Here is a 12443-nt window from a genome sequence, read left to right as displayed (position 1 = left end):
ACAAAAACTACTTTTATTTCATCTTTGTAATTAACAATTGGGGATAATTAAGTGATTAGTGATGCCAAGCTTACACCCTCCTTGACTCGCTGATAATATAATCAAATGATTGTGTCCAATTACTCTTTTGGTAAATCTATACGAATTGTACGGCCAAGAACACTTTCAACTGGTTGTTCAGAGTCTTCTCCAGCAACCGGATAGTTATGATGTTCGTCAACTGGATCTGATTCAAAAAAATCATCTTGTACAGGAATATCTTTTCCATCTTCTTCAGAAATTTCAAAATCCATTTGGTCTAATTGACTTCTTTTATCTTCTTTCAATTCATCAGTAGTTTCCACAACTGCTTGAGCGGATTCTACTTCTTGAATTGGTTCAAGTTCAGATTCAACTGATAAATCTTCAGATTGTTTTCTTAATTCATCACGTAAATGATTGATTGGTGTTTCTATCTCACCTTGCGCTTCTTTAAATAATTCTTGATTGTCTTCTTTATTTAATAATGACAATTGAGCTTCAACCATATTTCTTAGGCGATTTCTAAAGTTTAAACTATATTGATGTAAATGTTCCGTTTCACTTACAATGGTTTTAGAACGGTTATTAGCATCTTCTAAGATGCGTTCAGCTTCTCGGTCTGCTTCATATAAAATTAATTCAGCTTCCTTACGAGCGTTTTGTTTTAAACGCTCAGCTGCTTCTTGTGCGACCATAATAGAATTATTTAATGAATCTTGTAACTGTTTGAAATAATTCAATTTATCTTCCATGTCGGCAATCTTGGTCATCATTTCATTATTACTTTTGGTTAATTTTTCAAATTCAACCACAATAATATCTAAGAAGTCATTGACTTCATCTGAATCATAACCTCTAAATTTAGTGTTAAATTCTTTATGTAAAATCTCAGATGGTGTTAAAGACATCCTCACACTTCCTTTCAAAAGTTGCAATCGATAAAATATACAATTACTATTCTACACTAATTCCATTGAAATTTATAGAGTTTCATGAGAACTTTTGTTAAATCATTAAAATTAAAACGTTGTCATCGATCGATAAGGCTTCATTATTTGATTAGCACATTAACCGTTAGACGATAATTATCTTTCTTGGTCACACCATCAATCGATTGTATCCAAAAACGGCCATATTTTCTAAGTGAAACAATATCATTAATTTTCACTTCTGCATCAGAACGAGTCATTGCCATAAAATTCATTTTTACATTACCTTCATTAATTTGATCTTTCGCTCTTTGTCTTGAAAAATTATAAACATTCGAAAGCATCGCATCTAGTCTTAAGGAACTACTGATCACTGTAATGGTTTCCCAAGCTTCATTGGATTCTAAAATTTGTTCCCACTCAATTTCTTCTAAGTGAACACCAACATTACCAATTTTAGTAACATTACTGATTAAATATAATTTAATGGTTTCATCGACTATTACATGCCACGCTTCCCCATCGGTAATAATATCCCCAATGCGTTCGCGATCAATTCCACTACCAATTAAGGTTCCTAATATTTTTCCGTGAGAAATGTTAGCAAATTTCACTGGAAATTTGATATTTAATAAACTCAAATTAAAATCATCTTCTTGAAGTTCATGATAAGGTGGAACGATTAGTGCTCGTTTTCGTTCAGCTTTTTCATATCCTCCCCTAAAATAAACTGCTAAACTTTCATTATTTGCTACTAACTGTTTGACAATGAGTGCTTCTCTAGGTGTTAAGAACGGTGTTAAGTAAGCACTATAACGATTTTCAACTATTTGCATCCAACCAAAAACTTGGTCAATAAAGGATTGCTCCTCTTTGCCATAATGTTGATATATGTCCTGATTCACTTTAATCCTCTTTCTAAACGATTATAAAAACAAATTAAGTAAAACAACAATACCTCTTTTAACGAGGTTGAGCGTGAAAATAGCAATAATCACGTTAAAGCTAATACCACCAATTGGTGGAATAAAACTGTCAAAAATATTTAAATATGGTTCTGATAATTTAGAAACCCACTCTTCAATTTTGCTGCCACGTGCATTTGGAAACCAACTTAATAATGCATAGACAACTAATACCATTTGGTAGGCATCAATTAATTTCATTAAATAAACGACAAAATTAAAAATCATATATCTGTTCCCCTCAAATTTTCTTAAAGCTATTCTATCATAAAAATGACTGTTTACCTAATGAATCAGTGACTAATATAAGAAAAACAAAGTAAACATACCAAAATTTTTATATCGACCATTCATGAGGCTGGGCATAAACTTGATAAATTTAGTTAAGATTATTATTCGTTAATTAATAACACAGTAGTTGAGTGGTCTCAAACAGCGGCTTAAAAAGTATAGAGATAAAATTGATAAATTCAATCAAGTTAATGTTCATTAATGACGTAATTCGCTCATTATATCTTGACTAATTAAAGCCAGATACTCACAAAAATCACGTAAAACTACTAGGCCTAACTTCCTATATTAACAAATTCTTAGCAATAGTCTCAAGGTGAACTTAACGTAATACTCATTTAGCAGAAAACTCGATATATGCAAAACCGGACAGAGAAAATCTGCCCGGTCTACTGAATTACGTTTTAATCTTTATTAGTTACGGTGACGTTTACGGAAAAATGGTGGTGTATCTAATTCGTCGTCTTCGATAACATCATTTTTACGAGTCACTTCGTTGTCATTACGTTGGAACGTACGTTGAGGAACTTCATTTGAAACCTCACGTGTATTCTGTTCACGTTTAATATCCCAATCACTGAATAAATCACGTTCTTCTTTTTGACGAGGGACATTTAATTCAGGTCCACCTTGATTAGATGGTGGATTCGGGGTATTACCTGTTTGTGGTTGATTATAATTGACATTTGCTTCACGTTCAGTACCAATTTGGTTGTAGCCACTTGTTGACGTAAAGGTTGTACGTTGTTGACGTGGATTAATTTTATTGCGTTCAGATTTTTCTTGTTCAATACCAGTCGCAATAACTGTTACTACTACTTCATCACCTAAGTTTTCATTAATTGACGTACCGAAGATAATATTGACATCACCTGATGAAGCATTGGCAACAATTTCACTTGCATCTTGGGCTTCAAATAAGGTTAAGTCTGAACCACCAGTAATATTTAATAAGATTTGCTCTGCACCATCGATTGAAACTTCTAATAATGGTGAAGAAATAGCTTTCTTAGTCGCTTCAGCAGTACGGTTTTCACCGCTTGCTGTACCAATTCCCATTAAAGCCGTACCTTGGTCTTTCATAACAGTTTTAACGTCAGCAAAGTCTAAGTTTACATAACCAGGAGAGGTGATTAAATCTGAAATCCCTTGTACCCCTTGACGTAAAACATTATCTGCTTCACTAAATGCTTCTAACATTGGCGTTTTGCGGTCTACAATTTCTAATAGACGATTATTTGAAATGACAACTAAAGTATCAACACTGTCTTTTAAATTTTTCAAACCTTCAGCAGCATAGCGTCCACGTTTAGGTCCTTCAAAGGTAAATGGTCGTGTCACAACCCCAACAGTTAAAGCGCCTAATTCTTTCGCGATTTTAGCGACAATTGGGGCAGCACCAGTACCAGTACCTCCACCCATGCCGGCAGTAACAAATACTAAGTCCGCACCTTCTAAAACGCTACGGATTTGCTCTTCACTTTCTTCAGCAGCACGTTGACCAATTTCTGGTAATGATCCTGCTCCTAATCCTTTAGTTAATTTTGAACCTAATTGGATTTTAGTTGTTGCTTGTGAACCAGCTAAGGCTTGGGTATCGGTATTCGCAACGATAAATTCAACACCTTGAACATCTTCTACAATCATACGATTGACGGCATTCCCACCTGCTCCACCAACACCAATAACTTTAATTACCGCGCCAGTCTGATTCATTGATGAATCGAAAGATAATTCCATTATAATTTCCTCCTAATTTCATGACTAATCAAAAAATGTATTGAAAAATGCTTTTACTTTTGAAGCAACTGAATTTTCATTGCTTAGTTCTTCATAAACACCTTGGTTAGTTTCCTCTTCATAATATTCATTTTCGATATATCGTTGATTTTCTTGACCATTCGTTTGTTGATATTGATCATAATTTGCTCTTGGTCTTTCAGGTCTTGGATTCATTTCAGACATCGGTCTTTGATATTTAGTCGTTTGTCTATTAGGTTGAGCTGGGTAATAGTCATTACTTGCATCGTGATTTTGTTCAGGTTGTTGCGCCGGACGACTATTAGGTCGATAAGTTCCTTGAGCAATCCGATGAACATCATCCAAACCTGCAACATATTCAATAATTCCCATACTAGTAGAAAAGACTGGATTACGCATCCCCATCTGTTCTGGAATATATAGACGTACTTTACTACCAAAGAATTTTTGTGCTAATTCCAAAACACCTGGTAATGATGCTGCACCTCCGGTAATAACAAAACCACCTGGTAAATCAAGAGCATCTACAGCACCTAAGTCTTCATGGATTGTTTCAAAAATTTGAGCTAAACGCGCTTCTATGATTTCAGCTAAATAACGCTCATCTACACGAACAGGTTCTTTTTTTCCTACTGTCTCAACTGGGAAATATTCTTCATCTGAAGTTTGACTAGCAATTGCATAACCATATTCACGCTTAATCCGCTCAGCACTTTCTAAAGATGTATTCAAAATAATTGAAATATCTTTAGTAACAAAATCGCCACCTTCTTGATCGACAAAAGAATATTTTAATTGATTATCATAAATGATTGAAGCAGAAGTTTGTCCCCCACCCATATCAATAATGACGGTACCAAATTCACGTTCGTCTCGACTTAATGCTACTTCCGCAATGGCTTGTGGTTGTAAAACCAATTCTTTAATTACTAAACCTGCTTTTTCAACACAACGTTTAATGTTATGAATAATCGTTCTTGGTCCTGTTAATAAGGTCGCATATAATTCTAAACGAACACCTATCATACCGCGTGGATCACGTATACCGTTAAATCCATCTACCACAAATTCTTCTGGGATAACCGAAATGATTTCTCTTTCTGGTGCCACAGAGCGAACTTTAGCCGCGGTAATAACATTATCCACATCACGATTGGTAATCTCTCTATTTTCATTCGATACAGCAATCATTCCATGACAAGATTCTAAACCTAATTTATTACTTGGAATGCCCACCGATACTTCTTTAATTTTAACATTAGATTTTTGTTCGGCTAATGTAACAGCCTGTTGAATCGAGTAAACCGTTTCGTCAATATCAACGATCACGCCTCGACTTAACCCTCTAGACTTTACATTACCAACACCAATGATGTTAATTTGTCCATTAATATATTCTGCAACCACAACTTTAATCGATGTGGTGCCGATATCTAAACTCACAAAAATTTCATGATTTCTCATTACAATATGTAACCCCCTTAACGTAGTTTTATGTATTATAGGAGTTGTGTCTACCTCTAATAGCTCTCTACAATTTTAACACAAAATAAATTTATATTGAAGATAAAACTTCAAATAGTACCAGAAATATTTATTAATTATCTAAATTAGCATCAAGTTTAATATTATTATTACCTTCTGTCTCTGGTGTGAAGTAAGCTCCTACTTCTAAATTAACAGTTCCCATTTGGTCTCCAATAATATTTTTCATGGCAGGATATTTATTAATTTTTTCAGCCACGGTAGAAGCAACGGCTTTGACATACATCCCGTCCTTCATTTTCATCGATAAATGATTTGGACGATTCAGATCCTTCGATAATTCAATAGTATCGATTAAAGCTAAGACATCTGGTTCAACTCTTCTTAAAGCCGTTGCTACTGTCACTAATTTACCTTTTTGTTCAACATTTAAAATTCTTGGTAAATTAAATCGGTCCATATTCTCTTGCAAATATTTATTGGATTCCAGTAATATTTCACCATTTTCCAATAAAGGATATAATTCCCCTTCAATTTCTACAATCGCCACAATATGATATTCTGAAACTTTAATATCCATCTGTTTCCAATTAACACGATCGAAAACAACGCCCGAAACAATGGGATTTGATTGAATAATATTCTTTTCGATTTGTTCTCTATTAGCCATGACATTTTTAATCGTATCAAGAGAGCGAATCCCAGAAGAATAAGCAACCATTTCCGATTCTGCAATTTCATTTCCGGAAACGGTTAAATGATTGACTTTATTAAAAGGGGCTAATTGCCACCCGAATGTCCACATAAAAATAAAAATTACGGCCGTCACACTAGCTAATTCAACTCTGCCAGTTGGCAACCCTTTAGTCCAATTAATGGGTGCTTTCTCTGGTTTATTTCTTACAATTCTTTGATTAGATGTTATAACGTCATTTACTTCTGCTTCTAATTGTTCATTAAATTGTCTCACATTATCTAATTCATCTTCAAAAATATTTGGCATTATAACACCTCCTTCAAAAAATCCTAAAAAATGAAGCTCGATTATTGATTGAGAGCAACAATTAATTCATTGAATTGTGCCCCACGTTCTTCAAACGATTGGTACTGATCCCAGCTTGCACAAGCAGGCGATAATAAGACAACATCCCCACTTTCAGCATAAGATTGCGCGGCTTTCGTTGCTTGTTCTAAATTATCCACCATCACAATATTTTCAATCTGAGCTTGTTCCATCGCTTCTTTCATAATTTTTTTGATTCACCATATAAAATAGCAACTTTGACATTTTCTAAATAGGGTACTAATTCCTCAAAAGTAATGCCACGATCCAAGCCACCACCAATATAGATTGTTGGTTCAGTAAAACTCTTTAATGCGGTAATGGTTGCATCAGGATTAGTCGCTTTAGAGTCATTATAATAACTGATGCCATTATAAATCCCAACAGGTTGGATACGATATTCAACACCTTGATAATTCATAATTGTATCGTGAATAAGGTTGTTAGGAACGTTTAATATTTTGGTAATGGCAATAGCAACTAAAATATTCTCAATATTATGCTCACCGGGAATTTGAATATCGTCTTCTTTCATAATTAATTCGCCTTTAAAGTATAAACCACCATTTTCATAATACGCTCCAGTTTGTCGTACTAAATCTGATAAATTTAATCTAGCAAATGGTACTTTATTAGCAGGCGATTCAATCAGATAGCTAGCAAGTTCTTTTTGATCTGCATTAAAGATTATAAAGTCATGATTATCTTGGTTTTGAATAAGTCGTAATTTTGCTTTAACATATTCTTCTCTTGTGCCATGATAATCTAGGTGAGCGGAGAAGATATTCGTAATGGCAGCAATATGTGGTTTGAATTTATCTGTTCCCATCAATTGAAAACTCGATAGTTCCATCGTTACCACATCTTTTTCTTTTACTTTTGGTAAAACCGATAGTGTAGGAATACCAATATTACCTGCTAAATGGGCTTGATACTGACTATTTTGTAAAATATTATTAACTAAAGTTGTAGTGGTTGTTTTACCGTTACTGCCCGTTATACCAATTAATATTCCCGGATTATACCAATCGAAAATTTCGATATCTGTATAAATAGGAATCTCTTGTGCAATAGCCGCTTGTAATAATTCAATTTGATAAGGAATACCAGGGTTCTTTACAATAAAGTCAAAGTTTTCGTTTAAAAGTGTAACTGGTTGTTTTTTATCAACAACGATAACGCCTTTAGCTTTTAACTCTTCAATCGATGGTTCTTCGCTTAAATCATTTAAATCGTTGATTGTGACATTCGCACCTTGAGAAACTAAAAACTCAGCGGCTCCTCTTCCCGTTCGAGCGTAACCTAAAACCAATACTTTTTTATCTTTTAAATCCATTTTGACACCTTAAATCCTTTTTTATTTGAATATGCTAATATAAATCATTGCGGCAATCATACCAACTAACCAAAAGACATAAACGACTTTCGGTTCAGACCATCCACTCATCTCAAAATGATGGTGAATCGGACTCATTTTAAAAATACGTTTACCTCTTGTTTTGAATGACCATACTTGTAAAATAACACTTGCAGTTTCTACGACAAATACAAAACCTATGATTAATAAACTCCATGGATTATTTAATAAAATCGATATAACTGCTAATCCGGCACCTAAAGCGAGTGATCCAACATCACCCATAAAGATTTTAGCGGGTTTCTTATTATAAATTAAGAATCCTAATAAGGCACCTACCACCACTAAACAAGCTAAGGCAATAGCCTGGGCACCTTGATTAATAGCAATAGCAAAATAAGCACCATAAGCAATAATATTTAGTCCTGTTGCTAGGCCATCTAAACCATCGGTAAGATTAACGGCATTGGAAAATCCATTAATCCAAACACTAGCAAAAATAATTAAGATAATTGGATTGGTAATTTGTGTAAACCCTAAGGGGATAGATATTTTATATTGATGTAAAACGCCAATCAACATAATAACGATTGAAAAGATGATTTGCAAAATGAATTTTTGTTTGGCGGTTAATCCTTCGTTTTGCTTTTTGAAGATACTAATAAAATCATCAACAAAGCCTATTCCTCCAAATAATAAGAAGGTTAAGAGAATCATCCAAACACTACCTTCCAATAATTTCATTAACCATGCACTGACTAATAAAGTAACTAAGATTGCAAAAACAAATACCGTTCCACCCATGGTAGGTGTTCCCGTTTTAACTTCATGCCACGTTGGACCTTCCTCACGAGTTGTTTGACCGATCTTTTTATAATTAAAATAACCAATAAAAAATGGCATAATTGAGACAGTAATCGCGAAACTTACTGCCAATGGTAAAGCTAATTCCATATTTTTTCACCTAATGTCCTATTTATTTTTTCTTAAAGTAGCTTTAATTACCTCAACTTCATTATATGGGACATAATCATCCCCAATGACTTGATATAATTCGCCACCTTTACCTGTAAAGACAACCGTATCATGTTCATTTGCATGATTCAATGCGAAGGCTATCGCTTCTTCTCTTTTTTCAATAATTGTATAGTCTACTTCATTATGCTGACCAATTATTTCCTGACAAATTTTTTGAACCGGCTCGTGGCGTGGATTATCGGCTGTAAAAACGATATAATCTGAATATTTAAAGACAATATCCCCTATTTCAGGACGAGCTCCACTATCTCGATTACCTCCACTATGTCCAATTAAAGTAATTAATCTTCCTTGCTTTTTAGCTGCTAATTCTTTTAAAACATTTTCGATAGCATCTGGTGTATGGGCAAAATCCACTACTACTTTATAGGGTTGTCCTTCATCTACTAATTGCATGCGACCACTCACACCTTCAAACTCAACGCTTACTCGAATAATTTCTTCGGTAGAATAGCCATAATAATATTTCAAACATAAAAAGGCTGCCATATAATTTGCAACATTATAGTCACCTAGCATTTTTAAAGAAACTTGATGAGAACGTTGATTAACCCAGAGCTTAAACTCAGTTTGGTTATCTACTACTTCAATATCTGTAGCATAAACTGTGGCATCCGCGTTACCAATACTATAAGTGGCTACTTCGGCAGCTGTAGCTTGAGCCATCAGCTGACTGTATTCATCATCTAAATTAACAATCGCTAGTTTTGGTCGTCCATTAGCAAATTTTTGACCTAATTGAGCGAATAATAAACTTTTAGCATAAGCATAATGCTCCATCGTATGATGAAAATCTAAATGTTCGCGTGTTAAATTAGTGAAAATCGCACAGTCGACTTCAGTATACCATAATCGACCTAATTGCAAAGCATGTGATGACGCCTCAATAATTGCATCTTGACATCCTTCTACTACCATTTCATTAAATAAACGCTGTAATTCTAAGGCATTTGGAGTAGTGTTGACTGCAGGATAATAATTTTCGTTGACCTTATAGTGCAAAGTTCCTAACAATCCTGTTTTATGTCCTAATCTCGTTAACCAATCACTAATCATTGAACTCGTGGTTGTTTTGCCATTCGTACCCGTAATAGCAGTTATAGCTAATTTTTCGGATGGACGGTGATAAAATTGATTAGCTAAGATTGCTTGTGCACGAAAAGTTGAATCTACTAATATAATCGTTGCATTTAAATTTTGCCATGCTTCACGGTATTCTTCTACCACTACAACATTGGCACCCGCTTCAACAGCTTGTTCGATAGCTTGATGCCCATCAAAATGTTCACCTCGTATCGCAATATAACAACTGTTTGGGATAATTTTGCGTGTATCATTCACTAATAAACTAATCTCTTTATTTGCTAATGGTTGTCCATAAATAGCTTTTAATCGAAGGACTTCGATTAAATCTGTCGCTTTCATGTATTTCCTTCTTTCTTTACTGATTAATATAAATCGATTCAATAAACGGATGGAATGTTTGGGCTAAAATCTGTGAACCAATTAAGCCTTTCTTATCCGTCGGTTGTTTCATATAAAGATACATCATATATTTCGGGTCATCAGCCGGAAAAAAAGCCACTACCGAGTCGGTATAATCATTCGGCCCAGTTAAATAACCGGTACCATCTTCATTGGCAATTTCAGCCGTCCCTGTTTTAGCCGCTACTTTAACGATGTCACTCTTGAATGGCTTTGCCGTCCCATAATCTTTTTCAACGGTATCGACCATTAAGCCTAAGACATGATCAGCAGCTTCTTTTGAAATTGGTTGTCCTAATTCTTGCACTTTATACTGATTATTTTTTTCACCAATACCTTCGATGTATTGAACCTTAACCATTGTACCATGATTTGCAACAGAGGTAAAAGCTTGAAGCAATTGAATCGGTGTTGTCGAAAATGCTTGGCCAAAACTTGACATATAACGCGATACAGGATTATCAAAACTAAAGGTACCGTCAATTTCATTGATTAATCCTGAATTAGTTGATTTTCCAAATCCAAACTTGGCAAGTTCGTCAATCCAATTTTCTTCACCAAGACGTTCAATTAAAGTGACCATCGCCGTATTACTTGAACGGGCTAAACCTTCTTCAAAGGTAATATCTCCCCATCCATATAAATTATGATCATTAATTTTAGTATCAAATATTTCAATTGTTCCCGAATGATACTTTTCATCTGGCTGATATAGGTTATGGTCATAAGCGACACTCATCGTTAATATTTTGATTGTTGATCCCGGTTCATAAGCATCTTCTGTTAAAAAATTACGCCATTCTTTATCGATGCCCTCACGGGTATTTAAATTAAAAGAAGGACGTTGAGCCGCTGCAATTAATTTACCAGTTTTAACTTCTACTAGGTAAGCTCCCATCTCTTTTGGTTGGTAAGTAGTAATAGCGGTATTTAATAAATCCTCTAGTTGATTTTGTAAGCGACTATCGAGCGTTAAGTAAAGATCATCACCAGATAAATAATTAAGGTTATTCGCTGCTTCCCATTGTTCTCGGTAGTCTTTCGCACCACTTAACTGTTCATCGTAACTTAATTCAATCCCTAACTGTCCTTTTAATATTTCAGCGTCTTCATAATCATCATTTTCTCCAGCCAGTAAGGGCTTCGCATATCCTATTAAATGGGAAGCAAAAAAGTCATTAATGTACTGACGCGTTGTTTCACTGGCAAAATAGACACCCGGTAAGTTGGCTTCTTCAATTTTCTCTTTTACTTCTTTTGATAAATTACGACCGGCTTCACCAAATTCAATTTGATTAGCATCCGGATTACGCAATAAAGTTAAAACTTGATCTCGGGTTAAAGCAATATTCTCAGATAGTACTTTGGCGGTTAAATCATAATCTTTAACAATTACTTCCTCATCTGCATTTCTTAAAATTGCAAATAAAGAATAAGAAGTAGTATCCATGGCAATCGGTTGATCTTTAGAATCAAAAATCGTCCCTCTTCTTGCTTGTGTAATACTACTTCTTTCATTGGCTATTTCAGTGTAACTAACTAAATCGACGCCATTTACTGATTTTAGAACAGTTAATTGCACAATTCTAGTAATAAATAACACACACATTACTACAGCCGTCATAGCCAAAATAAATATGTTTAGCTTACTACTTTTCATTATTACTCAACTGACCTCACTCTCGATGAATCAATGTTTAAATTTCCTTCTTTAGCTGCTTCTTTTATTATTTCGTAATTATATTGGTCACTAATTTTAGTGTAAATAGTGTCTGTATGTGTCTGAAGGGTTGAAATCTCTGATTCATAGTTTCTTACTGCAATTTCAGCTTCAGCTGTCTTTTGTTGCATTATTAAATTAAATGCGATTAACACGGTGCAAACTAACATGACTCCCATTAAAACCAAGGCATGGATACGTGTAAAGATAAATACAGATGTTCCTGTTTTACTATTCGATGCGTCAAATGGTTGAGAATAAGTTTGATTATTCATTGTTGGATATTCAGTTGTTTTGCTTATTACATCCGCCATTTTTATCACCTCAT

At 34.4% G+C, this 12443-nt stretch carries 12 protein-coding genes; all 12 read right to left on the bottom strand.

Annotation, left to right across the window (positions count from 1 at the left end; genetic code table 11):
• Window positions 1–119 precede the first annotated feature (119 nt).
• The 12 genes from LB888_RS09860 to LB888_RS09805 all read right to left on the bottom strand — a co-directional run bounded on the left by LB888_RS09860 (window position 120) and on the right by LB888_RS09805 (window position 12429).
• Window positions 120–929: a DivIVA domain-containing protein gene (locus tag LB888_RS09860; protein WP_318752807.1), complete on the bottom strand. Its 810-nt coding sequence runs from the start codon at window positions 927–929 to the stop codon at window positions 120–122.
• Window positions 930–1072: 143 nt separating this feature from the next.
• Entirely contained in the window at window positions 1073–1855 is a 783-nt protein-coding gene (locus LB888_RS09855) for an RNA-binding protein (RefSeq protein ID WP_078756004.1), read from the bottom strand.
• A gap of 21 nt (window positions 1856–1876) precedes the next feature.
• Entirely contained in the window at window positions 1877–2143 is a 267-nt protein-coding gene (locus LB888_RS09850; RefSeq protein ID WP_318752806.1) for a YggT family protein, read from the bottom strand.
• 477 nt (window positions 2144–2620) lie between these two features.
• Window positions 2621–3946 carry a cell division protein FtsZ gene (gene ftsZ / locus LB888_RS09845; RefSeq protein ID WP_318752805.1) on the bottom strand — a complete coding sequence of 442 codons (1326 nt, stop codon included), beginning with the start codon at window positions 3944–3946 and terminating at the stop codon, window positions 2621–2623.
• A 24-nt stretch (window positions 3947–3970) separates the two neighbouring features.
• A complete protein-coding gene (ftsA, locus tag LB888_RS09840) occupies window positions 3971–5431 on the bottom strand; it encodes a cell division protein FtsA (protein ID WP_318752804.1) in 1461 nt (486 codons plus the stop codon).
• A 133-nt stretch (window positions 5432–5564) separates the two neighbouring features.
• The gene (locus LB888_RS09835) at window positions 5565–6455 is read right to left on the bottom strand and encodes a hypothetical protein (RefSeq protein ID WP_318752803.1); all 891 of its coding nucleotides are present in this window, start codon (window positions 6453–6455) and stop codon (window positions 5565–5567) included.
• A 41-nt stretch (window positions 6456–6496) separates the two neighbouring features.
• Window positions 6497–6700 (bottom strand): hypothetical protein, encoded by a 204-nt coding sequence (locus LB888_RS09830; RefSeq protein ID WP_318752802.1) that lies wholly within the window; start codon window positions 6698–6700, stop codon window positions 6497–6499.
• The gene (gene murD / locus LB888_RS09825; protein ID WP_318752801.1) at window positions 6697–7851 is read right to left on the bottom strand and encodes a UDP-N-acetylmuramoyl-L-alanine--D-glutamate ligase; all 1155 of its coding nucleotides are present in this window, start codon (window positions 7849–7851) and stop codon (window positions 6697–6699) included. The genes LB888_RS09830 and murD overlap by 4 nt, the downstream gene beginning before the upstream one ends.
• 21 nt (window positions 7852–7872) lie before the next feature.
• Entirely contained in the window at window positions 7873–8826 is a 954-nt protein-coding gene (gene mraY, locus LB888_RS09820) for a phospho-N-acetylmuramoyl-pentapeptide-transferase (RefSeq protein ID WP_318752800.1), read from the bottom strand.
• A gap of 18 nt (window positions 8827–8844) precedes the next feature.
• A complete protein-coding gene (locus LB888_RS09815; RefSeq protein ID WP_318752799.1) occupies window positions 8845–10335 on the bottom strand; it encodes a UDP-N-acetylmuramoyl-L-alanyl-D-glutamate--2,6-diaminopimelate ligase in 1491 nt (496 codons plus the stop codon).
• Window positions 10336–10351: 16 nt separating this feature from the next.
• Window positions 10352–12055, bottom strand: a complete 1704-nt coding sequence (locus LB888_RS09810) for a penicillin-binding protein 2 (RefSeq protein WP_318752798.1) — start codon at window positions 12053–12055, stop codon at window positions 10352–10354.
• Window positions 12056–12057: 2 nt separating this feature from the next.
• Window positions 12058–12429 carry a hypothetical protein gene (locus LB888_RS09805; protein WP_318752797.1) on the bottom strand — a complete coding sequence of 124 codons (372 nt, stop codon included), beginning with the start codon at window positions 12427–12429 and terminating at the stop codon, window positions 12058–12060.
• Window positions 12430–12443: the final 14 nt, after the last annotated feature.

The sequence above is a fragment of the Globicatella sp. PHS-GS-PNBC-21-1553 genome, from assembly GCF_033564055.1.
In the GTDB taxonomy this organism is placed as follows: Bacteria; Bacillota; Bacilli; order Lactobacillales; family Aerococcaceae; genus Globicatella; species Globicatella sulfidifaciens.
This window is presented reverse-complemented; position numbering and strand designations above follow the sequence as displayed.